28 protein-coding genes are annotated in these 26,832 nt (G+C 67.1%); 16 read left to right on the forward strand and 12 right to left on the reverse strand.

Annotated elements, in window-relative coordinates; genetic code table 11:
- Position 1 precedes the first annotated feature (1 nt).
- On the reverse strand, positions 2-976 hold the full coding sequence (locus ACO05L_RS02675; protein ID WP_421730633.1) for an ABC transporter ATP-binding protein: 975 nt from the start codon (positions 974-976) through the stop codon (positions 2-4).
- 105 nt (positions 977-1,081) lie between these two features.
- Here ACO05L_RS02675 and ACO05L_RS02680 point away from each other — a divergent pair, with 105 nt between their 5' ends.
- Positions 1,082-1,318 (forward strand): zinc-finger domain-containing protein, encoded by a 237-nt coding sequence (locus ACO05L_RS02680; RefSeq protein ID WP_421730634.1) that lies wholly within the window; start codon positions 1,082-1,084, stop codon positions 1,316-1,318.
- Between the two features lie 40 nt (positions 1,319-1,358).
- On the opposite strand, the gene ACO05L_RS02685 is transcribed toward ACO05L_RS02680, so the two are convergent.
- Positions 1,359-3,350, reverse strand: a complete 1,992-nt coding sequence (locus tag ACO05L_RS02685) for a CASTOR/POLLUX-related putative ion channel (RefSeq protein WP_421730635.1) — start codon at positions 3,348-3,350, stop codon at positions 1,359-1,361.
- Positions 3,351-3,532: 182 nt separating this feature from the next.
- Between ACO05L_RS02685 and ACO05L_RS02690 the strand changes: the two genes are divergently transcribed.
- From ACO05L_RS02690 to polA, 3 genes are all read left to right on the forward strand, one after another.
- Positions 3,533-3,973 (forward strand): VOC family protein, encoded by a 441-nt coding sequence (locus tag ACO05L_RS02690; protein WP_421730636.1) that lies wholly within the window; start codon positions 3,533-3,535, stop codon positions 3,971-3,973.
- Positions 3,973-4,587 carry a DUF6655 family protein gene (locus ACO05L_RS02695; RefSeq protein ID WP_421730637.1) on the forward strand — a complete coding sequence of 205 codons (615 nt, stop codon included), beginning with the start codon at positions 3,973-3,975 and terminating at the stop codon, positions 4,585-4,587. Before ACO05L_RS02690 ends, ACO05L_RS02695 begins: the two co-directional genes overlap by 1 nt.
- Before the next feature lie 63 nt (positions 4,588-4,650).
- Positions 4,651-7,575, forward strand: a complete 2,925-nt coding sequence (polA, locus tag ACO05L_RS02700) for a DNA polymerase I (protein WP_421730638.1) — start codon at positions 4,651-4,653, stop codon at positions 7,573-7,575.
- 287 nt (positions 7,576-7,862) lie between these two features.
- Here the strand turns inward: polA and acnA are convergent, their stop codons facing one another.
- Positions 7,863-10,601: an aconitate hydratase AcnA gene (gene acnA / locus ACO05L_RS02705; protein ID WP_421730639.1), complete on the reverse strand. Its 2,739-nt coding sequence runs from the start codon at positions 10,599-10,601 to the stop codon at positions 7,863-7,865.
- Between the two features lie 222 nt (positions 10,602-10,823).
- Between acnA and ccmA the strand changes: the two genes are divergently transcribed.
- The 6 genes from ccmA (at position 10,824) to fmt (ending at position 14,545) form a co-directional block, all read left to right on the forward strand.
- Positions 10,824-11,447 carry a heme ABC exporter ATP-binding protein CcmA gene (gene ccmA / locus ACO05L_RS02710; protein ID WP_421730640.1) on the forward strand — a complete coding sequence of 208 codons (624 nt, stop codon included), beginning with the start codon at positions 10,824-10,826 and terminating at the stop codon, positions 11,445-11,447.
- Between the two features lie 83 nt (positions 11,448-11,530).
- On the forward strand, positions 11,531-12,199 hold the full coding sequence (ccmB, locus tag ACO05L_RS02715) for a heme exporter protein CcmB (RefSeq protein WP_421731728.1): 669 nt from the start codon (positions 11,531-11,533) through the stop codon (positions 12,197-12,199).
- Between the two features lie 2 nt (positions 12,200-12,201).
- Positions 12,202-12,609, forward strand: a complete 408-nt coding sequence (locus tag ACO05L_RS02720; protein WP_421730641.1) for an acyl-CoA thioesterase — start codon at positions 12,202-12,204, stop codon at positions 12,607-12,609.
- A 66-nt stretch (positions 12,610-12,675) separates the two neighbouring features.
- A complete protein-coding gene (def, locus tag ACO05L_RS02725; protein ID WP_421730642.1) occupies positions 12,676-13,260 on the forward strand; it encodes a peptide deformylase in 585 nt (194 codons plus the stop codon).
- The gene (locus ACO05L_RS02730; RefSeq protein ID WP_421730643.1) at positions 13,260-13,487 is read left to right on the forward strand and encodes a hypothetical protein; all 228 of its coding nucleotides are present in this window, start codon (positions 13,260-13,262) and stop codon (positions 13,485-13,487) included. Before def ends, ACO05L_RS02730 begins: the two co-directional genes overlap by 1 nt.
- A gap of 143 nt (positions 13,488-13,630) precedes the next feature.
- Entirely contained in the window at positions 13,631-14,545 is a 915-nt protein-coding gene (gene fmt, locus ACO05L_RS02735; protein WP_421730644.1) for a methionyl-tRNA formyltransferase, read from the forward strand.
- Here fmt and ACO05L_RS02740 read toward each other — a convergent pair.
- The gene (locus ACO05L_RS02740; RefSeq protein WP_421730645.1) at positions 14,538-14,777 is read right to left on the reverse strand and encodes a hypothetical protein; all 240 of its coding nucleotides are present in this window, start codon (positions 14,775-14,777) and stop codon (positions 14,538-14,540) included. The genes fmt and ACO05L_RS02740 overlap by 8 nt on opposite strands.
- An 11-nt stretch (positions 14,778-14,788) precedes the next feature.
- Here ACO05L_RS02740 and truA point away from each other — a divergent pair, with 11 nt between their 5' ends.
- A complete protein-coding gene (truA, locus tag ACO05L_RS02745; RefSeq protein WP_421730646.1) occupies positions 14,789-15,529 on the forward strand; it encodes a tRNA pseudouridine(38-40) synthase TruA in 741 nt (246 codons plus the stop codon).
- A gap of 179 nt (positions 15,530-15,708) precedes the next feature.
- Here the strand turns inward: truA and ACO05L_RS02750 are convergent, their stop codons facing one another.
- Entirely contained in the window at positions 15,709-16,101 is a 393-nt protein-coding gene (locus tag ACO05L_RS02750; RefSeq protein WP_421730647.1) for a YidB family protein, read from the reverse strand.
- A 124-nt stretch (positions 16,102-16,225) separates the two neighbouring features.
- The gene (locus tag ACO05L_RS02755) at positions 16,226-16,363 is read right to left on the reverse strand and encodes an entericidin EcnA/B family protein (protein ID WP_421730648.1); all 138 of its coding nucleotides are present in this window, start codon (positions 16,361-16,363) and stop codon (positions 16,226-16,228) included.
- Positions 16,364-16,456: 93 nt separating this feature from the next.
- Between ACO05L_RS02755 and ACO05L_RS02760 the strand changes: the two genes are divergently transcribed.
- From ACO05L_RS02760 to rplS, 4 genes are all read left to right on the forward strand, one after another.
- Positions 16,457-18,151, forward strand: coding sequence for a thiamine pyrophosphate-binding protein (locus ACO05L_RS02760; protein ID WP_421730649.1), 1,695 nt, complete (start codon positions 16,457-16,459; stop codon positions 18,149-18,151).
- Between the two features lie 237 nt (positions 18,152-18,388).
- On the forward strand, positions 18,389-18,871 hold the full coding sequence (locus ACO05L_RS02765) for a hypothetical protein (protein ID WP_421730650.1): 483 nt from the start codon (positions 18,389-18,391) through the stop codon (positions 18,869-18,871).
- A 161-nt stretch (positions 18,872-19,032) separates the two neighbouring features.
- Positions 19,033-19,806, forward strand: coding sequence for a tRNA (guanosine(37)-N1)-methyltransferase TrmD (trmD, locus tag ACO05L_RS02770; protein ID WP_421731729.1), 774 nt, complete (start codon positions 19,033-19,035; stop codon positions 19,804-19,806).
- Positions 19,807-19,841: 35 nt separating this feature from the next.
- Positions 19,842-20,270 carry a 50S ribosomal protein L19 gene (gene rplS, locus ACO05L_RS02775; protein ID WP_421730651.1) on the forward strand — a complete coding sequence of 143 codons (429 nt, stop codon included), beginning with the start codon at positions 19,842-19,844 and terminating at the stop codon, positions 20,268-20,270.
- A gap of 65 nt (positions 20,271-20,335) precedes the next feature.
- Here rplS and ACO05L_RS02780 read toward each other — a convergent pair whose 3' ends face one another.
- The 4 genes from ACO05L_RS02780 to ACO05L_RS02795 all read right to left on the reverse strand — a co-directional run bounded on the left by ACO05L_RS02780 (position 20,336) and on the right by ACO05L_RS02795 (position 23,788).
- Positions 20,336-20,815: a PA2169 family four-helix-bundle protein gene (locus ACO05L_RS02780; protein WP_421730652.1), complete on the reverse strand. Its 480-nt coding sequence runs from the start codon at positions 20,813-20,815 to the stop codon at positions 20,336-20,338.
- A gap of 86 nt (positions 20,816-20,901) precedes the next feature.
- Positions 20,902-21,696 carry a tryptophan 2,3-dioxygenase gene (locus ACO05L_RS02785; RefSeq protein WP_421730653.1) on the reverse strand — a complete coding sequence of 265 codons (795 nt, stop codon included), beginning with the start codon at positions 21,694-21,696 and terminating at the stop codon, positions 20,902-20,904.
- Positions 21,697-21,732: 36 nt separating this feature from the next.
- On the reverse strand, positions 21,733-23,361 hold the full coding sequence (locus tag ACO05L_RS02790; protein ID WP_421730654.1) for a TadG family pilus assembly protein: 1,629 nt from the start codon (positions 23,359-23,361) through the stop codon (positions 21,733-21,735).
- Between the two features lies 1 nt (position 23,362).
- A complete protein-coding gene (locus ACO05L_RS02795) occupies positions 23,363-23,788 on the reverse strand; it encodes a TadE/TadG family type IV pilus assembly protein (protein ID WP_421730655.1) in 426 nt (141 codons plus the stop codon).
- 126 nt (positions 23,789-23,914) lie between these two features.
- Between ACO05L_RS02795 and ACO05L_RS02800 the strand changes: the two genes are divergently transcribed.
- Entirely contained in the window at positions 23,915-24,484 is a 570-nt protein-coding gene (locus ACO05L_RS02800; protein WP_421730656.1) for a hypothetical protein, read from the forward strand.
- Here the strand turns inward: ACO05L_RS02800 and ACO05L_RS02805 are convergent.
- Both ACO05L_RS02805 and ACO05L_RS02810 read right to left on the reverse strand, forming a co-directional pair.
- The gene (locus ACO05L_RS02805; protein ID WP_421730657.1) at positions 24,481-25,512 is read right to left on the reverse strand and encodes an oxidoreductase; all 1,032 of its coding nucleotides are present in this window, start codon (positions 25,510-25,512) and stop codon (positions 24,481-24,483) included. The two genes, ACO05L_RS02800 and ACO05L_RS02805, sit on opposite strands and share 4 nt — an antisense overlap.
- Before the next feature lie 10 nt (positions 25,513-25,522).
- On the reverse strand, positions 25,523-26,572 hold the full coding sequence (locus tag ACO05L_RS02810; protein WP_421730658.1) for a ribonucleotide-diphosphate reductase subunit beta: 1,050 nt from the start codon (positions 26,570-26,572) through the stop codon (positions 25,523-25,525).
- Between the last annotated feature and the right edge of the window lie 260 nt (positions 26,573-26,832).

The following is a 26,832-nucleotide window of genomic DNA, read 5'->3' on the forward strand; positions in this document are numbered from 1 at the left end:
CTCAGTCCTTCGTCGGACTGACCGCGTTGGCGTCGCCATAGGTCAGGGCCAGGAAGACGTCTTCCAGATCCGGGTCCTCGGTGGTGATGTCGGCGATGGTCACGCCCGCGGCGCGGACGGCGGCCAGCACCTGTTCGACCGACGACTGGCCCTTCTTGTAGCTGATGGCGAAGGCGCCGTTGGCCCGGGCCATGACGTCGAAGCCGGCCACGACCGGCACGCTGGACAGTTCGTTCTCGGGCGTCACCACGACGTTCCTCGTATCCAGTCGGCGCAGCAGTTGCGGCGTCGGTTCGCAGGCCACGACCTGACCCCGGTTCATGATGGCGATGGTGTCGCAGAGCTCCTGCGCCTCCTCCAGATAGTGGGTGGTCAAGAGGATGGTCACGCCCTCGGCGTTGATGCGGCGGACATATTCCCACAGCTGGCGACGCAGTTCGACATCCACCCCGGCGGTGGGCTCGTCCAGGATCAGGATGGGCGGATTGTGCACCAGGGCCTTGGCCACCATCAGGCGGCGCTTCATCCCGCCGGACAGGGCGCGGACATAGGCGTGGGCCTTGTCCGACAGGCCCAGCGCGGCCAGCAGTTCGTCGGAGCGGCGCTCCTTGGCCGGCACGCCATAGAAGCCGGCCTGCACCTCCAGCGCTTCGCGCGGGGTGAAGAAGACGTCGGCGACGATCTCCTGCGGCACCACGCCCAGGGCGGCGCGCGCGTCGCGCGGGCGCTCGTCGATGTCTCGGCCCCAGATGGCGGCGGTCCCGCCGGTCTTGTTGACCACCCCCGCCAGGATGTTGATCAGGGTCGACTTGCCCGCGCCGTTGGGCCCCAGCAGGCCGAACATCGAGCCGCGCGGAATGACCAGATCGACCCCGCGCAGGGCGGTCTTGGGCGGCGCCTTCTTGGTGCCGGCGTAGGTCTTCTCCAGCCCACGCACCTCGATGGCGTTGACGGGCAGGGTTTCGGTCTCGGTCATGCGGGCTTTCGCTGTGCGCTTTAGGAGGGGCGTGGGTTTGACGATAGGGGCGCGCCACGCCTAGGTATGCGCCGAACCTCCCCACGCCAAGGTCGGATACCGAAAATGCCTCCCCGCCACGCTGATGTCGCCGTTCCGCCGCCCGAAGAGATCGTTGTCTCGACCAAGCGCGTCGCCTGCGACGGCGGCGGCGTCCTGGGCCACCCCCTGGTCTATATGGACATGGGCGAAGACGACTTCATCGAGTGCGGCTACTGCGACCGGCGCTTCGTCCTGTCGGCCCACGGCCACAGCGAGAGCGAATATCTCGACCCCGCTGCCCGGCCGCCCGAAGCGCACTGACCCATCCGCTCATCCCTGCCTTCGGGGATAAGCTGTATGATCAGTCCTCCGCCAGTACGATCACTCTGTCTTCGGGCAGGTACTCCAGCGCCTCGCTCTTGGGCGGGTTGACCACGACCCCGCCCATGTTGCGCCCATCATCGTCCTTGGCGCCCTCACCCTCGCGCTTGCGGCGATAGCCGATGGCGGTCTCGCCGCGCTGACGAGCGGCTTCGGCGATGGTGTAGAAGTTCTGCGGCAGGGCCAGGTCCACATAGTCGCCGATCGGGCGCATGTAGATTTCCGAGCCTTCCTCATCCAGCAGGTCGTCGAAGATGGACGACAGGTATTCGTTCTCGGACGCCTGGGCCAGCATCAGGCTGACCAGCTTGTTGGACACCACGAAGTCGTCGGCGCGGGTGACCTCGGCCAGCTCGCGGTTCCGGATGTCGATCATCTCGGAGACGACGCTGATATGCTCGCCCAGCCGCTCGGACAGTTTCCTCAGGTGCAGCAGGGTGATCAGCGTGCGGGTGTCGGCCGACTGGGGCTCCATGTGGTCGGAATAGCCCAGCACCATGATCGAGTCGTAGCCCAGCGGCTCCAGCGCCTCCAGCGAGGCGGCGTGGCTGGTGTCGATGACCTTGGCCTGGACCTTCATGTTCTTCGAGCCCAGCGTCATGGCCATGATCTCGTCGGAGAACCCGGGGATGTCGCCCGCGACCGTCAAAACCGAGCCGGGCTTCACATAGCGTGACAGCTCATAGGCGATCATCGGCCCGCGGCGGTTCCAGCCGATGATCAGTATGCGTTCGGCCGCGCGTTTGACCGCCTTGGGCTTTCTGATGGCGGCCAGGTCGATGGCGTCGTCGGGCAGGGGGGTGCGGCGGATGGCGGCGTCGTCTTCGGCGATGATGATGGCGCGGGCGCCCATGGGGATGACCGAGTCCATCGGCGGGTTCATCCGCACCCGGCCGTCGCCATAACGCAAGCCGATCAGGGCCGAGTCCTCATAGCCCATCAGGGCCTCGCCATAGGTGACCCCGACCAGGTCCTCCAGCTCGGTGGTGTAGATCTCGCAACCGTCGAAATCGAGCAGTTCGGAATAGACGGCGCTGACCCCGGCCTGTCGGCTGGACTGGACCACGATGCGCGAGATCAGGTCGTCGGCCAGCACCAGCTGGACCTCGTCTCCGCCGACGATGCGGGCGACCTCGGCGTTCTTGGCGTCGCGCAGTTCAGCCGCGATCCGATAGCGTTCGTCGCGGCGCTTGGGATCATTGGTCAGGGCCAGGACCGTCTTGATGACCTCGCTGTCGGGGTCGTTGGATCCTTCGGGCGAGACGACGATGATGGAGCGGCAGGTCTGGGCGTTGACCAGACTCAGATCGAACAGATCGGTCGGGTCGCCCGAGCGGCAGATGACCTGGGTGTTCTTCAGATCGCCCACCTTGTCGGCGATCTCGTCTTCCATCTCGACCTTGTCGCGATTGGCCATGATGACGATGCGCGGCTTCTTGCGGCTCTCGTTGGCCACGACCAGTTCGGAGATGATGTCGAAGATCGACGGCGACCAGTTCAGGATCACCGTGTGATCGACCTCCAGCACGCGCGAGCGGCCCTTGCGCAGCGCTTCCAGTGCCGAATCCAGCCCCGCGGAGATGATCGAGATCAGGGCGGAGAAGACCAGGATGCCCATCAGGGTCACGAACAGGTTCAGGCCCCGGAAGGCCCAGCCGGCGTCGCCCGCCACGGTGCCCGCGTCCATGGTCCGCATCAGCGACTGCCAGACGGCCTCGATGAAGCTCCAGCCCTCGTCCGATCCCCAGTGGGTCAGGGCAAGGATGATGGCGGCGAACAGGATGACCACCAGGGTCACCAGGCTCAGCCAGCCGACCAGGGCGATGGGCCCGGCGGCCATCGACTTGTCGAAGCCGTAGCGCAGGCGTTCGCCCAGGCCGATATCGCCCAGTTGCTGTTGCTTGAGCGTGGTCGGTTTGGCGGCGGCGCCCTTGGCGTTGCGCGCCGCATTGGCCCGAGTAAGCGATCCCATATGTCTTGATGTCCTGACGCGCGCGTGTCCGGGCGTCGCTGTCCGCCGACCCCCCTGACCGGCGATCTCGGACCCGTGCAACGGGGTTCCTCGAACACGGCATGGAATAGACCCAAGACCGGACCTTTAGAAAGAGCGGAAATCGGCTAGAACGGCGAGGATGACAATGAGGGAACGCTAACATGAGGTATCTTCACACCATGGTCCGGGTCTCGGATCTGGACGCCTCCCTGCGCTTCTGGTGCGATCATCTGGGCCTGGAGGAGACGCATCGCATGGAGAGCGAGAAGGGTCGTTTCACCCTGATCTATCTCGCCGCCCCGGCGGACAAGACGCGTGCGCAAGTCGAGCGTTCGCCCGAGGTCGAGCTGACCTACAACTGGGACCCGGAGGTCTATTCCGGCGGCCGCAACTTCGGCCACCTGGCCTTCAAGGTCGAGGACATCTACGCGGCCTGTCAACGGCTGGCCGACGGCGGCGTGGTCATCAACCGCCCGCCCCGCGACGGCCACATGGCCTTCGTGCGTTCGCCGGACGGCATCTCCATCGAGCTGTTGCAGGAGGGCGAGCGCCTGGCGCCCGCCGAGCCCTGGGCCTCTATGCCGAACACCGGGGAATGGTGATGCGCGGCCTGTCCCTGGTCAGTGCGGCCGGCCTGATGCTGCTGGCGGCCTGCGCCTCGACCAACGAAAGCTATACGGGTCGCACCGCCACGGAGCAGTTGCTGATGTCGCGCGCGGCGGATCGCGCCGTCGAGGGTCTGAAACTGCCGCTTGCCGCCGGGAAGAAGGTCTTCATCGACGGAACCTATTTCAACGCCGACAACCCGAACTACGCCATCAGCGTCATCCGCCAGGCGGTGTCCCAGGGCGGCTATGCCCTTGCGGCCCGGCGCGAGGACGCGGACGCCGTTCTGGAACTGCGCGCCGGCGCCTTTTCGCTGGAACAGATGCGCCGCGTGGTCGGAATGCCCGCCATCGCCGTACCCGTGAACGACAGTTTCAACGTCGTCTCCTTCCCGGAGCTGTCGGTCTACAGCCGCCGAGACCGGGTCGGCGTCGCCGAGTTCTCGGGCTTCGTCTACGACGCCCAGACCGGCGCCCCCATCGGCGCCATCAGCCCGATGATCGGCGAATACCGGATCCGCAGCCACAAGCTGCTGATGGTGGTGGCCTGGGGTCAGCAGCAGGCCGAGCCGGGCGAACGCGATCCCGGCGTCAGCTGGCGCTCGTTCTGACGCCTTGGGTCGGCGCCCTCTTGAACCGGTGACGGCGCGCGCAAGCCCGCCTATGTTCCGGCCATGTCCGACGCACCCTCAGATTCCGCCGCCGAAACCCAAGTCGCCGAGGCGCGCCCCCTGACCCAGGACGGCCCGCCGCTGCGTCTCTATCTGATCGACGCCTCGGCCTATATCTTTCGCGCCTATCACGCCCTGCCGCCCCTGACGCGCAAGTCGGACGGTCTGCCGGTCGGCGCGGTCCAGGGCTACTGCAACATGCTGTGGAAGCTGTTGCAGGACATGAAGGGTGCGGACGGCCCGACCCACCTGGCGGCCATCTTCGACCATTCGGAGAAGACGTTCAGGAACACCCTGTACGACCAGTACAAGGCCAACCGCTCGGCCCCGCCCGAGGACCTGATCCCCCAGTTCCCCCTGGTGCGCGAGGCGACCGCCGCCTTCGGCGTCCACTGCGTCGAACTGCCGGGCTACGAGGCCGACGACCTGATCGCCACCTATGCCTGCAAGGCGCGCGATGCCGGCGGCGAGGCCATCATCGTCTCGTCCGACAAGGACCTGATGCAGCTGATCGGAAACGGCGTCGTCATGTACGACCCGATGAAGGACCGCGTCCTGGCCGAGGAGGCGGTGATGGAGAAGTTCGGCGTCACGCCGGACAAGATGGTCGATCTCCAGGCCCTGATCGGCGACAGCGTCGACAACGTCCCCGGCGCCCCCGGCATCGGCCCCAAGACCGCCGCCCAGCTGCTGGACGAATACGGCGACCTCGACACCCTGCTGGAACGCGCGGGCGAGATCAAACAGCCGAAACGCCGTGAGACCCTGATCAACTTCAAGGACCAGATCCTGCTCAGCCGCGAGCTGGTTCGCCTGACCTGCGATGCGCCTGCGCCCGAGCAGATCGAGGATTTCGCTGTGCGCGATCCCGACCCGGCCACCCTGTCGGCCTTCCTCGAACAGATGGAGTTCCGCAGCCTTCAGCGCCGCGTCGGTGACGGCAAGACCAAGGACCACGGCGGCCAGGTCTTTGCGCCCAAGCCCATCACCGCGCCCGTCGTCACGCCCCGCTATGCGCCGCAAGCGGTCAACGCCGAGGTCGAGAAACAGGTCGTCGATCACGACGCCTATCATTGCATCCAGACGCTGGAAGACCTGGACGCCTTCATCGCCCGCGCGACTGAGGCGGGCGTCGTCGGCTTCGACACCGAGACCGACGCCCTGTCGGCGACCCATGCGGGCCTGTGCGGCGTCTCTCTGGCCATCGGGCCCAACGACGCCTGCTATGTGCCCCTGACCCACGAATACGAGCCGGCCGCCGGGGCTGGCGGTCTGGACTTCGGCGACACCCCCGACACGCGCGAGCCCATCGTCCAGCTGGACAAGCCGACCGTCCTGGCCCGCCTCAAGGCCCTGCTGGAAGACCCGTCGGTTCTGAAGGTGATGCAGAACGGCAAGTACGACATCGCCGTCATGGCCCGTCGCGGCATCCGCGTGGCGCCGATCGACGACACCATGCTGATCTCCTACGTCCTCGAAGGCGGCCTGCACGGCCACGGCATGGACGAACTGGCCCGGCTGCATCTTGGCCACGACCCCATCCCGTTCAAACAGGTGGCCGGGACCGGCAAGGCCCAGAAATCCTTCAAGCATGTCGAGCTGAAACCGGCGACCTGCTACGCCGCCGAGGACGCCGACGTGACGCTTCGGCTGTGGCGCATCCTCAAGCCCCGCCTGGCGGCCGAGCATCTGAACACCGTCTATGAGACCCTGGAGCGCGGGATGCCTGCCGTCCTGGCCGACATGGAGCGGGCGGGCATCCGCGTCGATCCCGACCGCCTGCGCCGCCTCAGCCACGAGTTCGGCATGAAGATGGTCGAGCTGGAGGCCACGGCCCACGAACTGGCGGGTCGTCCCTTCAACATGGGCAGTCCCAAACAGATCGGAGAGCTGCTGTTCGGAGAGCTGAACCTGCCCGGCGGCAAGAAGACCGCATCCGGCCAATGGGGCACCGACGCCAGCGTGCTGGAAGACCTGGCCCAGACCCACCCCCTGCCGCGCGCCATGCTGGACTGGCGCCAGCTCTCCAAGCTCAAAGGCACCTATACCGACGCCCTGACGGCGGCCATGGACCCCGCCACCAACCGCGTCCACACCAGCTATCAGCTGGCCGCCGCCACCACGGGCCGCCTCGCCTCAAGCGATCCCAACCTGCAGAACATCCCGGTCCGGAACGAGATCGGCCGCCAGATCCGCCAGGCCTTCATCGCCGCCCCCGGCAATGTCCTGATCAGCGCCGACTACTCACAGATCGAGCTGCGCCTGCTGGCCCATATCGGCGACATCCCCGAGCTGAAGCGCGCCTTCAAGGCCGGGATCGACATCCACACGGCCACGGCGTCGGAGATGTTCGGCGTCCCTGTCGACCAGATGGACCCAGAGACGCGCCGCCGCGCCAAGGCGATCAATTTCGGCATCGTCTACGGCATCTCGGCCTTCGGCCTGGCCAACCAGCTGGGCATCGATCAGGGCGAGGCCGGGGCCTATATCAAGACCTATTTCGAACGCTTCCCCGGCATCCGCACCTATATGGACGCCATCAAGGCCGAGGTCCGCGAGGCTGGCTATGTCTCGACCCTGTTCGGCCGCAAGATCCACATCCCGGCCATCCACTCCAAGTCGGGCGCCGAGCGCCAGTTCGGCGAGCGCGCGGCCATCAACGCCCCCATCCAGGGCGCCGCCGCCGACATCATCCGCCGCGCCATGATGCGGATGCCCGCAGCCCTGGCCGAGGCGGGTCTCGGTGAGGTGAAGATGCTGCTCCAGGTCCACGACGAACTGGTCTTCGAGGCCCCCGAAGCCCTGGCCGAGCGCGCCATGACCGTCATCCGCTCGGTGATGGAGCGGGCCGATGAACCCGCCGTGAAGCTCAGCGTCCCCCTGGTCGTCGACGCCCGCGCCGCCTTGAACTGGGACGAGGCGCACTAGCTGTAGGGACGCGTCTCCTCCCTGTCGCTCTTGCGATGGGGAGGTGGATCCGAGCCCCTTGGCGAGGAGACGGAGGGGGCGACACGAGGGTTGGCGGCATGACTGGCGATTGATCGCCGTCGAGGCCCGGTCGCCCCCTCCGTCACGGCGCAAAGACGCGCCGCGCCACCTCCCCATTCGCGATGCGAACGGGGAGGAGATTTGAAAAAAGGGCCGGTGGATCGCTCCACCGGCCCTCATCTTTTTGGTCGCTAACGCAGGCGATGCGATCGCCTGCTGCTTGAGCGCTATTCCGCAGCGATCGCTTCCGGTTCGGGGGCGGGAGCAACGGCGCCGCCGGCCAGGTTGCGCAGGACGTAGGGCATGACGCCGCCGGCCTTGAAGTAGTCCAGCTCGGTCTGGTTATCGATGCGGCAACGGACGGGGAAGCGGGCCATCTTGCCGTCCGACGGGCGGAACAGCTCGACCCACAGGTCCTGGCGCGGACGCAGGCGACCGATGTTCACGTCTGACAGGCCGCGAACCGTGACGATCTCTTCGCCCGTCAGGCCCAGCTTCAGCCAGCCGTCGGCCTTGAACTGCAGCGGCACCACGCCCATTCCGACCAGGTTCGAGCGGTGGATACGCTCATAGCTTTCGGCGATGACGGCGCGGACGCCCAGCAGGTTGGTGCCCTTGGCGGCCCAGTCACGCGACGAGCCAGTGCCGTATTCCTTGCCGGCGAAGACGACCAGGGGACGGCCTTCCGACTGGTAGCGCATGGCCGCGTCATAGATCGACATGGTGTCGCCCGACGGGAAGTGCTTGGTCACGCCGCCTTCGATGTCGGGCGTGATCTTGTTGCGGATGCGGATGTTGGCGAAGGTGCCGCGCATCATCACTTCGTGGTGGCCGCGACGCGCGCCGTAGGAGTTGAACTCCAGCGCATCGACGCCGCGTCCGGTCAGGTACTGGCCTGCGGGCGAGGTCTTCTTGATCGAACCAGCCGGCGAGATGTGGTCGGTGGTGATCGAGTCGCCGAAGATGGCCAGGACGCGGCCCTCGACGATGTCGGTGACGGGCTTGGGCTCCATCGACAGGCCCTCGAAATAGGGCGGGTTGGCGACGTAGGTCGAGGTTTCGTCCCACTCATAGGTCTGGCCGCCTTCGACCTTGATGCCCTGCCAGTGCTTGTCGCCCTTGAAGACGTCGGCATAGCGCTTGGCGAACATGGCCGGGGTGACCGACTTCTTCTGGATGACGGCGATCTCGGCGGCGGTCGGCCAGACGTCCTTCAGGAAGACGTCCTTGCCCTTCTTGTCCTGACCGATCGGGTCCTTGGTGATGTCGATCCGCATCGAACCGGCCAGGGCGTAGGCCACGACCAGCGGCGGCGAGGCCAGGTAGTTGGCCTGGACGTCGGGGTTCACGCGACCTTCGAAGTTGCGGTTGCCCGACAGCACGCTGGTGGCGACGATGCCGTTGTCGTTGATGGTCTGCGAGATCGCCGGATCCAGCGGGCCCGAGTTGCCGATGCAGGTGGTGCAGCCATAGCCGACCAGGTTGAAGCCCATGGCGTCCAGGTCTTTTTGCAGGCCTGCGTCGGTCAGATAGTCGGTAACGACCTGCGAACCGGGGGCCAGCGAGGTCTTGACCCAGGGTTTGACCTTCATGCCCAGGGCGTTTGCCTTGCGCGCCACCAGACCGGCGGCGATCAGGACCGACGGGTTGGAGGTGTTGGTGCAGGAGGTGATCGCGGCGATGACCACGTCGCCGTCGCCGACAGTGAATTTCTGACCGGCGACATCATAGCGGGGCGTGTCTTTCGAGCGGTTGAACACCTCGCCCAGGGCGGTTTCGAACGACGGGGCGGCCACGTCGAGCGCGACCTTGTCCTGGGGGCGCTTGGGGCCGGCCAGCGACGGCACGACCGTCGAGATGTCCAGTTCCAGCACGTCGGTGAAGATCGGGTCTTCCGAGCTCTCGTCGATCCACAGGCCTTGAGCCTTGGCATAGGCTTCGACCAGGGCGACGCGGGCCTTGTCGCGGCCCGTGGCGGCCAGATAGCCGATGGTCGCGGCCGAGACGGGGAAGAAGCCGCAGGTGGCGCCGTATTCGGGGGCCATGTTGGCGATGGTCGCCTGGTCCTCGATGGTCATGTTGGGCAGGGCGGGGCCGAAGAACTCGACGAACTTGCCGACGACGCCCTTCTTGCGCAGCATCTGGGTGACGGTCAGCACCAGGTCGGTCGCCGTCGTGCCCTCGGGCATGGCGCCCGACAGCTTGAAGCCGATGACTTCGGGGATCAGCATGGGGATGGGCTGGCCCAGCATGGCGGCCTCGGCCTCGATGCCGCCCACGCCCCAACCCAGAACGGCCAGGCCGTTGATCATGGTGGTGTGCGAGTCAGTGCCGACGACGGTGTCGGGATAGGCGACGGTCTTCTTACCTTCGTCGATGGTCCAGACGGTCTGGGCCAGGTTCTCGAGGTTGACCTGGTGGCAGATGCCGGTGCCGGGGGGCACGACGCGGAAGTTGTTGAAGGCCGACGAACCCCAGCGCAGGAAGTTGTAGCGCTCGATGTTGCGCTCGTACTCACGCTCGACGTTCTGGTTGAACGACTTGGCGGTGCCGAAGTTGTCGACCATGACCGAGTGGTCGATGACCAGGTCGACGGGGACCAGCGGGTTGATCTTCTTGGCGTCGGCGCCGAGCTTGTCCATGGCGTCGCGCATGGCGGCCAGGTCGACCACGGCGGGAACGCCGGTGAAGTCCTGCATCAGGACGCGGGCCGGACGGAAGGCGATCTCGTGCTCGACCGAGCCCTTGTTCTCGATCCAGGCGGCGACGGCCTTCAGGTCGTCCTCGGTGACCGAAACGCCGTCTTCGTTGCGCAGCAGGTTCTCAAGGAGCACCTTCATGGAGCGCGGCAGACGGGAAATTCCGGCCAGACCGGCTTCCTCGGCGGCGGGAAGGCTGTAATAGGCGTATTTCTTGCGCCCGACGGAGAGATCCTGGCGGGTCTTGAGGCTGTCAATCGACGGCATGGAGAGTCTTCCTCTGGTGTACGCCGCCCGACAATCCGGTTGCGCCTCCGCGCGACAGACGCCGGGTCACACAGGTTCCCGGCGCGCGCGGCGAAAGCCTGCTGCGGCGACCGCGCGTATAGCTCCGGTCTGTGTTGCAGTCCATGTATCCACACCCGTGGAGGGGACATTGAGAGGGGTTCGCAAGTGCGCGCCCGTCCTTCGCCCCTTGGGAAAGGCAGCATGATCCACACCCTCTCCCTGTCCGGCCTGACCCTGTCGCGCGGCGAACGCGTCCTGTTTTCCGGCCTGTCCGCCACCCTGACCGCCGGAGAGGCCGTCGCCGTGACCGGGGCCAATGGCGCGGGCAAGACCAGCCTGATGCGGGCCGTCGCCGGACTGCTGCGCCCCGATGCGGGCCAGATCGACTTCCGTGACGGCGACAGGAACCTGATCGACCCGGAGGACGCCCGCGGCCGCGAGACCCATATGCTGGGCCACCTCGATGGCCTGAAGGGATCGCGCACCGCCCGCGACGAACTGGGGTTCCAGTGCGACTGGCTGGGCCATACCCAGGACGGTTTCGACGATGCGGTCGAGGTGTTCGGCCTCAAGCCCCTGCTGGACCTTGAGGTCAGGAAGCTGTCGGCGGGCCAGAGGCGGCGTCTTGCGCTGGGCCGTCTGGTCGGGTCGCCCCGCGCCCTGTGGCTGCTGGACGAACCCATGGGGCCGCTGGACGCCAGATGGCGCGACGCCTTCGCCGCGGTGATGAAGCGCCATCTCGACGCCGACGGCCTGATCCTGGCCGCCGTCCACGACGCCCTGCCGATCCCGACGCGGCCCCTCGATCTGGGAGGTCTGTCGTGAGCCGGTCCCCCAGATTTCCGAAGTGGCGCGATCCCGATCCGCGTCTGCCGGAACCCGGCACGCCCGAACCCCGCGCGCCCGGCCTGCGCGGCGCCACACGCGTCCTGTTCGAGCGCGAGCTGTCCCTGGCCTGGGGCGGCGGCGGCGGGCCGCTGCTGGCCTGCGGCTTCTTCGCCTGTCTGACCGCCATCCTGCCCCTGGCGGCGGGCGGCGACCTGAAGGTCCTGGGACCGGTCGCGGGCGGCGTCGCCTGGCTGGCGCTCGCCCTGTCGTCCCTGCTGTCGCTGGAGCGGGTGTTCGAGCGCGATCTAGAGGATGGCGGGCTCGACCTTCTGGCGACCGGCCATCTGCCGCTGGAATCCGTCTTCATCATCAAGGCGCTGAGCCAGTGGCTGGCGACGGGCGTGCCCCTGGCCTTGACCGCGCCGGTCGCCGCCCTGGCCCTGGGCCAGCCGATCCAGCTTGCGCCCCTGACCGCCCTGGCCGCCCTGATCGGCGGGCTGGGTTTCGCCTTCACCGGGGCGCTGGGCGCGGCCCTGGCCCTGGGATCCAAGCGCGGCGGCCTGCTGATCGCCGTGGTCGTCCTGCCCCTGTTCATCCCGCCGGTGGTATTCGGATCGGGCGCGCTGGAGCGGGCGGGGCAGGGCGTCTCACCTCTGTCAGCCCTGGCCCTGCTGGGCGCCTATGTCCTGTTCGCGGCGGTCATCACCCCCTTCGCCGGCGCCGCCGCCATCCGCAACGCCCAGGGATAGATATGACCGACGTGAAGCCCGAAACCTCGCTCAACGCGCCCGACGAACAGCCGGTGGTGAGGGTCATCGCCATGCCGGCCGACACCAACCCCGAAGGCGACATCTTCGGCGGCTGGCTGCTGGCTCAGATGGACCTGGCGGGGGCGACCCCGGCCTTCAACATCGCCCACGGCCGCTGCGCCACCATCGCGGTCGACGCCATGGTCTTTCACCAGCCGGTCTCGGTCGGGGACGAGGTGTCGATCTACGCCCGCGTCATCCGCACCGGCCGCACCTCCATCCGCGTCCATGTCGAGGCCTGGCGCCGCGCCCGCGCCGCCAGCGAGGTCAGCCGCGTGACCGAGGGCGTCTTCACCTATGTCGCCATCGACGCCGACCGCAAACCGCGGCCCCTGCCGGGGCAGGCCTAATCCCAAAGACCCGGCGGGGAGGTCGGAAATCTTGACCCTGAGCCAGTCCGCGCCTACCTGAAGCCCATGGCTATCAGACGCATCCTCACCATCGACAACGCCGCCGATCTCGCGGTTCTCAAGAAGGTTTCGACCCCGGTCGAGGCCGTGGACGCAGACGTCCAGACCCTGATGGATGACATGCTGGAGACCATGTACGCCGCGCCCGGCATCGGCCTGGCCGCCGTGCAGATCGGCGACACGCGCCGCGTGGTGGTCATGGACCTGGGCGACGGCGAGCCGACGACCGACGCCGAAGTCGTCGACGAAGCCGGCGAAGACGCCGAAGCCAACCGCGTCGCCAACCCGCGCTTCTTCGTCAATCCCGAGATCCTGTGGGCCTCGGACGAGCAGTTCTGCTACGAAGAGGGCTGTCTCTCCATCCCGGAATATTTCGACAAGGTCGAACGCCCGGCCCGCGTCCGCGTCGCCTATCTGGATCGCTCGGGCGCCCGGATCGAGGAAGAGATCGACGGCCTCTACGCCGTCTGTTTCCAGCACGAACTGGATCACCTGAACGGGGTCCTTTTCACCGACCACCTGTCGCGGCTCAAGCGGGACCGCGCCATGTCCAAGGTCAAGAAGACCATGCGGATGAGGGAAGACGCCTGATGCGATCGCACCGCCGGACCCGGGTCATCGACACAGAGGGGCGGCGTCGCCTGACCCGCTCCGAGAAGATCGGCATCGGCAGTTTGGCGACCCTTGTGGGCGTCGCCGTGGTCGGCATCGTCGCCGGGGTGGTGCTGGACCGTCTGCTCGATTTCGACAACGCCTTCGACGCGGGCGGCGAGTGGGACGAAGGCGGCGGCGTCCGCACCCGGTGGGATAGTTTTTAAGGCGCTCACGCTCGTGACCCGGTCATTCGCTGCTTGAGCGAGGATCGGCGGGCGTTGAGATCAGCGTGAGCCCCTTGCGCTCAAGTAGCGAGGCTCCGCGAGCCGAGCGTAGCGCGCCGCATCAGCGGCATAAGGAATAAAAGATGCGTCTGGCCTTCATGGGCACGCCCGAATTCGCCGTTCCCTCCCTGGCCGAGTTGATAGCCTCGGGGCACGAGATCGTCGCCGTCTATTCCCAGCCGCCGCGTCCCAAGGGGCGGGGCCAGAAGCTGACGCCCTCGCCGGTCCAGGCCTTCGCCGAGGCCATGGGCCTGCCCGTCTTCACCCCGGAATCGATGAAGTCGCCCCAGGCCATCGCCGACTTCCAGTCGCTGGATCTGGATGCCGCCTGCGTCGTCGCCTATGGCCAGATCCTCAAGACCGAGGTGCTCGAGGCGCCCCGCCTGGGCTGTTTCAACCTGCATGGCTCGCTGCTGCCCCGCTGGCGTGGCGCGGCGCCCATCCAGCGCGCCATCATGGCCGGCGACGACCAGACCGGCGTCCAGATCATGCGCATGTCCGAAGGTCTGGACGAGGGCGCCATCCTGCTGTCCGAGGTCCTGCCGATCCGGCCCGACGACACCGCCGCCACCCTGTCCGAGCGCATGTCGGTCATCGGCGCCACCCTGTGGACCCGCGCCCTGGCCGCCATCGAACGCGGCGGCGTCACCGAGACGCCCCAGGCGGGCGAGGCCACCTATGCCAGGAAGATCACCCCGGCCGAGGCCCGCATCGACTGGACCCGTCCGGCGGCTCAGATCGACGCCCACATCCGCGGCCTGTCGCCCTTCCCCGGCGCCTGGTGCGAGGCGCCGGATGGAACCCGCATGAAGGTGCTGATGTCGAAGGTCGAGGCCGGTTCGGGCGAACCCGGCGCGGTGCTGGACGACGCGCTTCTGATCGCTGCGGGCGAGGGCTGCGTCCGCCTGACCCGCGTCCAGCGCGAGGGCAGGGCGGTGCAGGACGCGGCCGAGTTCCTGAAAGGCTTCGCCGTCACCGCCGGCGCCGTGCTCACTTGAAATCGAAATGAGTGCCGAGAAGTCGCCAAAGCTGGTGTGCTGATGTTTGATCCAACTGAATCGTCTGGCTTAGTTTCCCTGGCATTTGCCGATCGGAAGACCCGAGCGTGTCGATTTGGATGAACTTTCGGCCGTCGTTCTCGAATACCCCGTAGAAGCCGGTTACCTGGGTACGATGTAGCGCAAGCGCACGTTCGCGCCGCGTTGGGCTCAAAGAAGTGATAACAGCCATGACGTCTTCCCTTGCCTAGATATCGCCTGACCATCGAGTACGACGGTTCAGATTACAACGGCTTCCAGGCTCAGGCCGGACAGCCGACGGTTCAGGGCGTTATCGAGACGGCGGTGAAGGGCTTTTCCGGTCAGACGGTCCGCATCGCCGCCGCCGGCCGCACCGATTCCGGCGTCCACGCCACGGGCCAGGTCGTGCATGTCGATCTCGAAAAGGCCTGGCCCGCCGCGACGGTGATGAATGCGTTGAACGCCCATCTGGTGAAGGAAGGCGTCGCCGTCCTCGATTCCAGGCTTGTCGCCGACGACTGGCACGCGCGGTTCTCGGCGACCGGCCGGCGCTATCTGTTCCGCATCCTGAACCGGCCCGGGCGCCCGGCGCTGGAGCGGGGCAAGGTCTGGCATATGCGAAAGCCGCTGGACGCCCAGGCCATGCATGAGGCGGCGCAATGCCTGGTCGGCCACCACGACTTCACCACCTTCCGCGACCTGGCCTGCCAGTCGAAGTCGCCGGAAAAGACGCTCGATGTGGCGCATGTCCGGCGCGTCGGCGACGAGGTGCATCTGGTGTTCGAGGCGCGGTCCTTTTTGCACCGCCAGGTCCGCTCCATGACCGGGACCCTGGTCGAGGTCGGTCTCGGCCGCTGGACGGCGCAGGACGTCGCCGACGCCCTGGCCGCGCGCGACCGCACGGCTTGCGGCCCCGTGGCGCCGTCGGATGGTCTGTATCTGACCGGCGTCGCTTACGACTGACCGGCCAAGTCGCCAACCCAATGGCGGCCCAGACATGACCGTCACCCTCGGGCTCGACCCGAGGGCCGGATTTTCGGCAGGTAGTGCGAGAGGACGCGGACGCGATCTGCGCCCACTCGCTTTTCTGTCTTCGCACCACGTCCGGCCCTCGGGTCGAGCCCGAGGGTGACGGGGTTGATTTACTTCTTCAGAAACCCGCCGATCATTCCGCCCAGACCGCCCGGCAGTTGATCCAGCAGGCCGCCTGCCTCGTGGGCGTCGCCGTTTGGCGTCAGGCGGTCGATGGCCTCGGGCAGCAGACCGGCCAGGGTGGTCGCCGCCTGTTCCGGCGAGACGCCCATCTTCTGGGCGAAGTCGGCGATGGGGCCGTGGCCGATTACGGCCTGGATCTGTTCGGCGCTGATGCTGACGTTGCCGCCCTTGCCGATCCACGAGGCAGCCGCGTCGCCCAGTCCCTTCTGACCGAACTTTTCGGCCAGGCCCGCGACCCCGCCCTGGCCTTTCAGCAGGTCGCCGATCCCGCCCGCCGCGTCATCGCCCAGTCCGCCAAGCACATTGTCGAGAAGGCCCATCTTCGTTCTCCGCTGAATGTGCGGCCAAGCTAGCGCCATCCTGCGACGCGCGCATGAAAAAAGCCCGCCGGAGACCGGCGGGCTCTTCCCGATATCGTGAGGCGTCGCCCGAAGGCGGAAAGCCTTAGTTCTTGGCGTCGTTGGCTGCGCCGGTGACGACCGAGCCGGCGGTCGAGACGTCGCGGCCAGCGCCGGCGATGGTGTTGCACGCCGATACGGCCAGGGCAGCGGCGATGACGGACAGGGCGATGATCTTGCGCATAATGAGAAATCCCAATGGTTAAGCTGACCGAACGCCAAGCTTCACCACGGGTTCCATGGCCAAGACTAAGGTCGATCTGCTATCTCTGCGACCATGTCGAATACGTCACACACATCCGCCCGCACCGCCTCGCATCGCCTGGTCGAAACCCTGGTCATGAACGGCATCGACCGGGTCTTCTGCGTGCCGGGCGAAAGCTATTTGTCGGTGCTGGACGCCCTGGCCGACGTCGCCGGCGACGGGCCCGGTCAGATCCAGGTCATCGCCTGCCGGCATGAGGCGGGCGCCGCCAACATGGCCGAGGCCTATGGCAAGCTGACGGGCAAGCCCGGCGTCTGCATGGTGACGCGCGGACCGGGCGCCACCCACGCCTCCATCGGGGTGCATACGGCGCATCAGGATTCGACGCCGATGATCCTGTTCGTCGGCCAGATCGCCAGCAGCGACCGCGGCCGCGGCGCCTTCCAGGAGGTCGACTACCGCGAGGTCTTCGGCGGCCTGGCCAAATGGGCGACCGAGCTGGAACAGGCCGACCGCACGGTGGAGGTGGTCGAGCGCGCCTTCGCCACGGCCCTGCAGGGCCGGATGGGGCCGGTGGTCATCGCCCTGCCCGAGGATGTGCTGGACGCCGACGGCGGCCCCGCCCCCGTCCGTCCGATCACGCCGGCCCGCTCGGGTCTGGACCTGGCCTTCGCCGCCGAGGTCGGCTCGCACCTGGCCAAGGCCGAGCGTCCCCTGCTGGTGCTCGGCGGCTCGGGCTGGACCGACGAGGCCGCCGCCGCCATCGGCGACTGGGCCGAGCGCCTGGGCCTGCCGGTCTCCCTGTCGTTCCGCCGGAAGGACATCCTCTCCAACGACCGGCCCAACTATGTCGGCGACCTGGGCCTGGGCTGTAATCCCGCCCTGATCGCACGGGCCAAGGCCGCCGACCTGATCATCGCCGTCGGCGCCCGCCTGGGCGAGAACCCGACCCAGGGCTATACCCTGCTGACCCGCGAGGGCACGGCCAAGACCCTGATCCACATCCATCCGGGGCCTGAGGAGCTGGGCCGCGTCTGGGCGCCGCTGATGAGTGCGGCGGCCGACAACTCGCTGGCCGCCCTGACCTTGGCCTCGATCGAGCCGGGTCGGACCTGGCATGACGAGGCCAAGGCCGGCAACGACGCCTGGCGCGCCTTCTCGACCCCGGTTTCGGTGACAGGCGCGGTCAACATGAGCGAGTGTATGGCGCACCTCGGCGAGGTCCTGCCGCCGACGGCCATCCTCACCAACGGCGCGGGCAATTTCGCCGCCTGGCTGCACCGCTTCTATCGTCACCGCGCCTGCCGCACCCAGCTGGCGCCGACCTCGGGGGCCATGGGTTATGGCTATCCCGCCGCCGTCGCCGCCAAGAGCGTCCATCCCGACCGCGAGGTCATCTGCGTCGCCGGCGACGGAGACTATCTGATGACGGGCCAGGAACTGGCGACAGCGGTCCAGTACGGCATCAACACCGTGACCATCATCGTCGACAACGGCACCTATGGCACCATCCGCATGCACCAGGAGGGGCATTTCCCCGGCCGGGTCATCGCCACGGACCTGAAGAACCCCGACTTCGTCAAATACGCCGAGGCCTTCGGCGCCTTCGCCGTGCGCTGCGAGACGACCGCCGACTTCCCCGCCGCCCTCGACGCCGTTCGCAAGGCCGCGTCGGGCAAGGACGCAAGGCCGTCCATCCTGCACCTGATCACCTCGTCCGAGGACATCGCCCCCGGCCGCACCATCACCGCCATGCGCGCGAAATAGGTCTTTAGTCCTCCCCCATCGGGGGAGGGGGACCGCGAAGCGGTGGAGGGGGCTAACCTCATGCTCGGCGTCCGGGTCGAGCCCCCTCCGTCACGCCGCGAAGCCGCGCCGCGCCACCTCCCCCATCGGGGGAGGAATGGGGAGGATTGCAGCATCTCCATGAAGGCTTAGGCTCAGTGCAGCGGGCGCCGCGTCATCTTGGGCGGCCGGCTGGACGTTGGGCCAGTGCAAGGGAATATGGATTTCGTGACTTGGCGCGCACTGCTTGCAACGACTGTGATCATTGCGGCGGCGATGCTCGGATGGGCGACAGCGCGACCCATGTTGGTGAACATTCAGGCATCATCGGCCATGGGCCGCGATTGTGCTGTGATCGCCGCTGTGACCCATGAAATCTATAATGTGGACGCGGCGAGCGACTTGGCGCTCCAGTCGACCATGTTCGACGGTCGGGGGCGTCAATGGGAACTCGCGTGTGACTGGCAGGCTTACGGCCTGAGTTTTCCAAAGACCTTTGACCCCAACACCCGCGCAGGGCGCAACGAAGCGCGCGTGAAGTCCATCCGCTTCGGGAAGCCGGCCTATCAAGGAAGGGCCGCGACAGTCGAGGCAGGGATGGACTCCGGCCTTTTGATCAGTTCCAGACAGGCTTGCGCGCTGCGACAGGCGCGAAACGGGGGCTGGATCGTCACCCGATGCCGTGAGACCCGGCTTTCCTAGTCGTTCTTGTCTTTCGGCCTAACAGCCCTTTGGCCCGTGGTATATTAGGCCGATCTCGTTCCCGCACCGCCGGGCCGCTGTAAGGCGCGCCTTACAATTTCAGACTATTCAGACTCGGTTTCATCCTCTTGCCGGGTCTGAAACCCTCATCCCCTGGTTCCATGCCCTTCACAGCCACCGTCCTGACCATGTTCCCCGAGGCGTTTCCGGGGCCGCTCGGCGTGTCGCTGATCGGCACGGCATGGCGCGAGCGGGGGCTCTGGAGCCTCGAAACGGTTGACATTCGGGCCTATTCCGAGGATAGGCGCGGCTTCCTGGACGACACCCCCGCGGGTGGCGGCCCCGGACAGGTACTCAAAGCGGACGTGGTGGCCAGGGCGCTCGATAGCCTCCAGGGCCCGCCTCGGCCGCTTTTGTACATGAGCGCACGCGGTCGGCCCCTGACGCAGGCGCGGGTTAAAGACTGGGCCAAGGCCGACGGGATCACCGTCCTGTGCGGTCGGTTCGAGGGGGTGGACCAGCGGGTGCTCGACGCACGCGGGTTCGAGGAGGTCTCCGTCGGAGACGCGGTCCTGGCCGGTGGCGAGGCGGCGGCGATGGTGGTGATCGAGGCGTGCGTAAGACTGATCCCCGGAGTGCTCGGCTCAGGCGAAAGCCTGTCGTCAGAGAGTTTCGAGGACGGGCTTCTGGAACATCCGCAATACACGCGACCGCGGACGTTCGAGGGGCTGGATATCCCTGAGATCCTTTTGTCCGGCGACCATCGCAAGATGGCGCTCTGGCGTCAGGAACAACGGGAAAAGACGACCCAGGAACGGCGGCCCGATCTGTGGGCGGCGCATCTGGAAAATAGACCTGCGGAACCTTCCGCCAAATCCCCCCGCCGAGCTCGCTCGGAGGGTTCTTCTGCGGGGCCTCGCCCCGCCAAATCATAGCTAAAGGGCGCAAAAGCCCGAGGAGAATAGAGACCATGGCCAATATCCTTCAGACCATCGAAGCCGAAGAAAAAGCCCGCCTGATCGCCGCCCGCGCGATCCCTGACTTCCAGCCCGGCGACACCCTGCGCGTCATGGTGAAGATCAAGGAAGGCGAGCGTGAACGTATTCAGGCTTTCGAAGGCGTCTGCATCGCCCGTGACGGCGGCGGCGTGAACGAGAGCTTCACCGTCCGCAAGATCTCCTTCGGTGAAGGCGTCGAGCGTAAATTCCCCATCCTGTCGCCGAACATCGACGCCATCGAAGTCAAGCGTCGCGGCGTCGTTCGGCGCGCCAAGCTCTACTACCTGCGCGACCGTCGCGGTAAGTCGGCCCGGATCGCCGAACGCCAGACCGTCCGCCCCGCCAAGGGCGCCGTGGTTCCGGTCACCGGTTCGGCCGACAAGGCTGGCGACGAAGCATAGGCTTCTGGTTCAGAACAATAAAAAAGGCCCCGGCGGAAACGCCGGGGCCTTTTTCGTTTTGGGGTCTAGGACGGGTATAGCCCCGAACTCGCGTCGCGCTGGCCGTCGACGCTGCGTCTCAGGTCGTGCACCTCGGCGGTCTCGCGATGGATGTGGGCGTGGGCGCGGCGCAGGGTTTCGCGCGTGGTCGCAGAGATGCGCTCATCCGCCAGGGCGGCCTCGAACCGGCGATCCAGGGTCGTTTCGCTGCGGTCTGCGGCGTCGACCAGTCCGGCCTCGTCGCGGATCAGGGCGTGTCCGATGTCCTGCACGGCGCGCTGGGCCTTCTGCAGGATGGAGCTGCCGCCATCGGCGGTTCCGCCCAAGGCGGTGACGCTGTCGGCCAGGGTCTGCGCCATCGCGCGGCGTTCCTGCGCCAGGGCGGCGAACAGGGCGTTATGGCCCGAGCTCTCGCTGTCTCCGGCGATCTGCTCCAGCCGTTCGGCGCTGTCCAGGGTGGCGCCGATCAGAGTGTTCAGGACGTGGATATCGTGTCGATTAGGCATGGGGGAGGCCTCCGTTCGTGTCCGTTACAACGGCCACGCTCCTCCCCGGTTGCGGCGCGATTGCGTCACCGGCCATCAAGCCTGTGTCACAGCTTCGTGCGCAGGGACCACAGTTCGGGGAAGCACCGCTTCTCAAGCGTGGTGGTCAGATAGGCCACGCCCTCGGTCCCGCCGGTGCCTCGCCGGCGGCCGATGATCCGCTCGATGGTGACGACGTGTTTGTGCCGCCAGGTCAGCAGGGCGTCGTCGAGGTCGACCAGCTTCTCGGCCAGCTGGTACTGGGCCCACCAGCGGTCGGTGTCGCGATACACCTCCAGCCAGGCGGCCTCCACGCCTTCCGAAGGCTGATAGGGCTGGCTGACATCGCGGCTCAGCACATCGGACGGCACCGGCAGGCCTGCGGCGGCCAACTGGGCCAGGGCGTCGTCGTAGAGGCTGGGCGCGGCGATGGCGTCGGCCAGGGCCTGATGCGCCTCGGGCCGGTCTTCCTGAAACTTCAGGAAGCGCGCGTCCTTCAGGCCCAGTATGGCTTCGAAACGGCGGAACTGGTCGCTCTGGAAGCCCGAGCTGGAACCCAGCACGCCGCGAAAGTTCAGGTAGTCGGCGGGGGTCATGGTGGCCAGGATGTCCCAGCTCTGGGTCATCACCGACTGGATGCGGCTGACGCGGGCCAGGGACTTGTAGGCCGGCACCAGGTCGCCGTTGCGCACCAGGCTCTGGGCCAGGGCCACCTCGTGCAGGATCTGCTTGAGCCACAGCTCCTTGGTCTGGTGGATGATGACGAACAGCATCTCGTCGTGCTGGTCCGAGATCGGGTCCTGCGCCGACAGCAGGCGATCCAGCCCGAGGTAGCGAGAATAGGTCATGTCTGAAGTGCTCATGACCCGTCTATCGCCGCTAAAGCCGAAGCACTCAACCTAGCCGACGAGGACGGCCCGCACCTCATCTCCGGGACAGGTGGCGCCGTGAACGGTCACGTCCGCCTGCCCGAACTTCAGCCCCAACAGGTCCAGAACGGGATTGACGACCCCGTCCAGCACCGGTCCCAGCGGCGTCAGCAGCGTCCCCAGCGCCTGGACGATGCCCCCCAGACCGAGGCCCAGGCCGATGATGTGCACATCCACCTCCATCCGTTGCAGCAGGCTGACGATGATCCCCTGGGCCAGGCTGCGCGAGGTCACGGTCTTCAGGGTCTGCGCGGTGATCTCGGCGTCGTTGAAGCGTACGGCGGTGAAGCCTGTGTCCGCCGCCTCGATATCGGCCTTGCCGGTCAGGGTCACCAGGCCCAGCACCGACAGCAGGGTCGCGGGCGCCGGCGTCAGGGGGCGGGTGAAGTCCTGCAGTCGGCTTTCGTCGATCATGCCGATACTGGCCCTCGCCAGGCCGGGTCTCACCCCCAGGGTCACGCTGCGCGCCGGATCGCACTCGATCCGTTCCAGTCGCGCCTCGGACGAGGCCAGTTCGATCAGCACGGGCAGGTTGACCTGGGCCAGGCCCGACAGCTTCTGGGCCGTCCGCGCCCTCAGATAGAGCCGCGCCTGGGCCGTTCGTATGATCGGCGTCTTCTTGTCGGTCACCGTGATCCAGGGCGAATGGTTGGGGCGTTCGCCGATGGCCAGGGAAAGTTTGACCTCCGCCAGACCCGGCGGCGTCGTGATGTTCAGCGCCGCCTGACGGTCGCCGCCGCCGATCTCCAGCATGGCCATGACCAGGTCCATAGCCGAGACATTGACGTCCAGAGGCCCTGCCAGACCAGCGCGAGCCTCGGCCTCGGCGCCGATCAGGTCGCCCAGCCGGATCTCCAGCGCCGACGCCGGTCCGATCAGTTTCGACAGGGCGCTGTCGGCGTGGTCGCCCGCCAGAGCCTCCAGCACGCCGAGCGCCTGACCCACGCTGACCTTGCGATCCAGCAGGCCGTCATAGTCCCCGGCCGTGACGCCCAGCTTGATGGCCAAAGCGTCGCTGAAGGCCAGCAGATTGACGTCGGCGTCGGCCAGGGCGCGATAGTCCATCAGGCTGAGCGAGACCGTGCTGCCGGTCAGGCCGCCCAGCAACTGGTTGGCCAGTCCTCCGTCCAGGGCGGCGAGGCGCGAGCCGATGGAGAAAACCGCGCGGGGCGGTTCGGCGCTCGTCGCCGCCGTCGCCGTGCGGCGCAGATCCACAGTCTCGCGCCCCAGGATCCAGCGCCCGAAATACAGTCTGGCGGGACGCGACAGCTGGACCCGCACGGCATTGGGTTTGGTCGGCCCGGCGGTGAACCTGTTTGGCGGGGTGACGGCCCGGTCGCCGACATAGCGGCCGCGTGTGACCACGGCGACCACGCCCGCACCCATGTTGTCCGCGGCGGTGGCGCGGGCGGCGGCCTCGGCCCGGTCCAGGTCATGCGCCGCCGACAGGGCGGCCAGGTCGGCGGCGCCCTGAAGCTTGCGTCCCTCCAGGGCTACCGAGCCCAGGTCCACGGTCAGGGCGGCCAAGCCGCACAACAGCCCGCCCGCCATGGCCGCCATGATGGCGATCCCGCCGCGCCGGTCGTGGAGGAAGCCCACGTCAGTATCCGCCGACGCGCACCACGGCGGTGCGTCGGATCAGGCTGGGCGGCTTGGGCAGGGGACCGGCCAGCATCAGGATCGGATGGGCGTGGGCGTCATAGGCTAGGCTGACGCGGATGGCCTTGGCGTCGCTGTCGACGGTCACGGCGATCAGGGTGGGATCCAGCCCCGCGCCGACGCGGGCCTGATCGGCGACAAAGGCCGTGGCCAGGGCGCGGCGCTCGGTCCCGTCCAGCCCGCCCATGGCCGCGCGGGCGCTGTCCGAGGCCAGGGACTGGACCGACTGGGCCAGCCAGAACCAGCCGCCGTACACCACCATCCCCATCAGCAGCAGGATCAGCATCGGGCCGACAAAGGCGAACTCGACGGCCGCCGATCCCCGACGACAGGAGTGGAAACAGACTGGCGGGCGGCGCGTGTTCACGGTTGTGATCCATTCGATCATCACAACCTAAGAGTGTTCACTTAAGAGGAAGTAAAGCTTTATGGCAGCGCTTGGGGAGCCGAACGTGCGATGTCTGCGTTCCGTTCTCGAACCCTGGAGATTGCGATGCCGACCCCTGTTTCCCGCCTCCTGCTCGGCGTCGCCGGCGCTCTGGCTCTGTCGGCGACGACCGCACTGGCCCAGGACTATATCCAGCCCAGCGGCATGACGGGCTCACCCAATCCCCCGGCGGCGCCTGCGCCTGCCGCTCCGGCTCCTTCAGCCAAGCCGCCCAAGACCGAGGCGCCCGTTTCCGCCGAGACCCCGGCCGATCCCGTCAGCGACCTGTTGCGCCAGCGCGGCGAGACCTATCGCCGAGCCGGTGACGACCAGCAGAACCCCGACGAGGTCCGCACAACCTCGGCCCTCAACGCGGAAATCGCCGCCCAGAACGCCTTGGCCGACAACGCAGACGCCGCCGCCAATGCCGACTACGACGCCGTCCAGCGGCGCTATCAGGACGAGGCCGCAGCCGCAGAAGCGGCGCGCCTGCGCTATGAGGACGAAAGTCGTGCAGCTGAGGCGGCGCGGCTTCGTTACGAACAGGACCGCGCGGCCTGGGAGGCCAATGCCCGGCGTCGGGCGCCCATCGCCTATCCCGACAGGCCCCTGCCGCCCGGCCAGCCGGTCGGCTAGAGCGCGACCTCGGCCCGCCGTTCGTCGCTGAGCACTCCGGCCTCGATCACCTCCATGACGGCGATTGCCTGTTCGGCGGTGACGGGGTTGGCGGCTTCGCCCCTGAGCGTGGCTGCGACGGCGCCGTAATAGGCCAGATAGTCTCCCGGCGGCGCGGTGACGGCGGCGCGCGCGCCTGTCGTCCCCTCGACTTGCACAGCCGCCAGCGGATCGACGCCCCATCCGGGCGCGCCGACGGCCCTGCCGGCCTTGAGCTGATCCTCCTGCACGTCCAGCCCGGACTTCAGCCAGCTGGCCTTGGAGCCATGAACACGGAAGCGGACCTCGGCGGCGGGACTGGTCATGTCGGCGTGCAGGATGACGCGCATCCGCTCATAGCGCAGCACCGCATGGGCCCAATCGGTCGCCACGCCTCCATCGCGCTGGACGGCGAGGTGGCAGGTGATGCCCTGCGGCCGTCCGAACAGCGTCAGAACCTGGTCGATCAGGTGCGGCCCCAGGTCGAACCAGATGCCCGCGCCCGGTCCGTCGCCCTCGCGCCAGCGGTCGCGGACCTCGGGGCGGAAGCGGTCGAAATGGCTTTCGAAGGTGATGATGCAGCCCAGATCCCCGGCCTCGACCGCCGATTTCAGGGCCAGGAAGTCCGAGTCCCATCGCCGGTTGTGGAACACCGACAGCAATAGGCCCCGGTCTTGAGCCAGCCGCGCGATGCTCCTGGCCTCGGCGACCGACAGGGCGAAGGGCTTGTCGACCACCACCGCCTTGCCCGCTCGCAGCGCAGCCTCGGCCTGGGGCGCGTGCAGGTCGTTGGGCGTGGCGACGACCACCAGGCCGATGGCCGGATCGGACAGAGCCGTGTCGAGGTCTGCGACCGCCTTCGCCTCGGGCCAGTCGGCGTGAAGGTCATCGGGCCGACTGGTCACGACCGTGTGCAGATGAAGGTCCGCACAGGCCGAGATCAAAGGGGCGTGGAAGGTCTTTCCCGCAAAGCCGTATCCGACCAGGGCGACATTGATCGGATCGGCCATACCGTCGGCCTCAGCCCGCGATCATGCTCATGTCGCGGCGGGCCATCATCTTGTCGAACTCGCCCCAGACGCCTTCGGCGCCGTGCCACTGGCCTTGCGTCGCGGCCTTGGAATATTCGGTGGCGCGGGCTTCGAAGAAGTTGGCGTGCTCGACGCCCGACAGCAGGGACTGCAGCCAGGGCAGGGGGTTTTCGCGGCTGCCGCCGTACAGTTCGGGCAGTTGCAACTGACGCAGGCGCCAGTCGGCGATGAAGCGGATGTATTTCTTGATGTCGTCGGGGGTCATGCCCTGGACCTCGCCCGCCTCGAAGGCCAGGTCGATGAACTTGTCCTCCAGCGTCACCACGGTCTCGCAGCACTGGACGATGTCGTCGGCCACGGCCTTGGTGACCACGCCGGTCTCCTTGTTGAAGGCGTGGTACAGCTTGATGATGCCGTCGCAGTGCAGGCTCTCGTCGCGCACCGACCAGCTGACGATCTGGCCCATGCCCTTCATCTTGTTGAAGCGCGGGAAGTTCATCAGCATGGCGAAGCTGGCGAACAGTTGCAGGCCCTCGGTGAAGCCCCCGAACATGGCCAGGGTGCGGGCGATGTCGGCCTCGGTCTCGACGCCGAACTTGCCCATGTAGTCGTGCTTGTCCCGCATGGCCTCGTATTCCATGAAGGCGCCGAACTCGCTCTCGGGCATGCCTATGGTTTCGAGCAGCAGGGCGTAGGCCGCGATATGGATGGTCTCCATATTGGCGAAGGATGACAGCATCATCTTCACCTCGGTCGGTTTGAACACCCGGCCGTATTTTTCCATGTAGTTGTCGGCGACCTCAATGTCCGACTGGGTGAAGAAGCGGAAGATCTGCGTCAGCAGATTGCGCTCCTTGTCGTTCAGCTTGACGGCCCAGTCCTTGAGGTCCTCGCCCAGCGGCACCTCTTCGGGCATCCAGTGGACCTGCTGCTGGGTCTTCCACATGTCGAAAGCCCAGGGATAGCGGAACGGTTTGTAGGCCGCCGAGGGGGTCAGCAGGCCGGGGGTTCCGGGCTTGATGATGGCGTGGGCGTTCATCGGCGAGCACTCTGAAAGACGATTCCGGACAGGCCTTCACCATGCGACCGGACCGCCCCGGCGCCAAGTCCAATTGCGCCTATATTGCGATCACTTTTGTCGATGCCCGCTAGATGTGGTGTTTGCCGGACACGAACCTGGGGATGCCGCTGGGGACGAAAGTCCCGACATATGGCGACGCTTACGCTCGAAAACCTGCCTTCAGCCGACATATCCTGCCGCTGCTGAACCCTGAATGCATTGAGAACGGCTCGCACTTG

Origin of the sequence: Brevundimonas sp., assembly GCF_965227765.1 — a bacterium.
Classification (GTDB): domain Bacteria; phylum Pseudomonadota; class Alphaproteobacteria; order Caulobacterales; family Caulobacteraceae; genus Brevundimonas.

Bases quoted from the DNA above. Each gene is read 5' to 3' on its own strand.
- ACO05L_RS02785 (WP_421730653.1), bottom strand. From the start codon at position 21,696: ATGAGCACTTCAGACATGACCTATTCTCGCTACCTCGGGCTGGATCGC.
- ACO05L_RS02805 (WP_421730657.1), bottom strand. From the start codon at position 25,512: ATGGCCGATCCGATCAATGTCGCCCTGGTCGGATACGGCTTTGCGGGA.
- rplS (WP_421730651.1), top strand. From the start codon at position 19,842: ATGGCCAATATCCTTCAGACCATCGAAGCCGAAGAAAAAGCCCGCCTG.
- ACO05L_RS02685 (WP_421730635.1), bottom strand. From the start codon at position 3,350: ATGGGATCGCTTACTCGGGCCAATGCGGCGCGCAACGCCAAGGGCGCC.
- def (WP_421730642.1), top strand. From the start codon at position 12,676: ATGGCTATCAGACGCATCCTCACCATCGACAACGCCGCCGATCTCGCG.
- ACO05L_RS02730 (WP_421730643.1), top strand. From the start codon at position 13,260: ATGCGATCGCACCGCCGGACCCGGGTCATCGACACAGAGGGGCGGCGT.
- trmD (WP_421731729.1), top strand. From the start codon at position 19,033: ATGCCCTTCACAGCCACCGTCCTGACCATGTTCCCCGAGGCGTTTCCG.
- ACO05L_RS02740 (WP_421730645.1), bottom strand. From the start codon at position 14,777: ATGGCTGTTATCACTTCTTTGAGCCCAACGCGGCGCGAACGTGCGCTT.
- ACO05L_RS02755 (WP_421730648.1), bottom strand. From the start codon at position 16,363: ATGCGCAAGATCATCGCCCTGTCCGTCATCGCCGCTGCCCTGGCCGTA.
- polA (WP_421730638.1), top strand. From the start codon at position 4,651: ATGTCCGACGCACCCTCAGATTCCGCCGCCGAAACCCAAGTCGCCGAG.
- ACO05L_RS02695 (WP_421730637.1), top strand. From the start codon at position 3,973: ATGCGCGGCCTGTCCCTGGTCAGTGCGGCCGGCCTGATGCTGCTGGCG.
- ACO05L_RS02750 (WP_421730647.1), bottom strand. From the start codon at position 16,101: ATGGGCCTTCTCGACAATGTGCTTGGCGGACTGGGCGATGACGCGGCG.
- ACO05L_RS02765 (WP_421730650.1), top strand. From the start codon at position 18,389: ATGGATTTCGTGACTTGGCGCGCACTGCTTGCAACGACTGTGATCATT.
- ACO05L_RS02800 (WP_421730656.1), top strand. From the start codon at position 23,915: ATGCCGACCCCTGTTTCCCGCCTCCTGCTCGGCGTCGCCGGCGCTCTG.
- ccmA (WP_421730640.1), top strand. From the start codon at position 10,824: ATGATCCACACCCTCTCCCTGTCCGGCCTGACCCTGTCGCGCGGCGAA.
- ACO05L_RS02675 (WP_421730633.1), bottom strand. From the start codon at position 976: ATGACCGAGACCGAAACCCTGCCCGTCAACGCCATCGAGGTGCGTGGG.
- fmt (WP_421730644.1), top strand. From the start codon at position 13,631: ATGCGTCTGGCCTTCATGGGCACGCCCGAATTCGCCGTTCCCTCCCTG.
- ACO05L_RS02760 (WP_421730649.1), top strand. From the start codon at position 16,457: ATGTCGAATACGTCACACACATCCGCCCGCACCGCCTCGCATCGCCTG.
- ACO05L_RS02780 (WP_421730652.1), bottom strand. From the start codon at position 20,815: ATGCCTAATCGACACGATATCCACGTCCTGAACACTCTGATCGGCGCC.
- ACO05L_RS02680 (WP_421730634.1), top strand. From the start codon at position 1,082: ATGCCTCCCCGCCACGCTGATGTCGCCGTTCCGCCGCCCGAAGAGATC.
- ACO05L_RS02810 (WP_421730658.1), bottom strand. From the start codon at position 26,572: ATGAACGCCCACGCCATCATCAAGCCCGGAACCCCCGGCCTGCTGACC.
- ACO05L_RS02690 (WP_421730636.1), top strand. From the start codon at position 3,533: ATGAGGTATCTTCACACCATGGTCCGGGTCTCGGATCTGGACGCCTCC.
- ACO05L_RS02720 (WP_421730641.1), top strand. From the start codon at position 12,202: ATGACCGACGTGAAGCCCGAAACCTCGCTCAACGCGCCCGACGAACAG.
- acnA (WP_421730639.1), bottom strand. From the start codon at position 10,601: ATGCCGTCGATTGACAGCCTCAAGACCCGCCAGGATCTCTCCGTCGGG.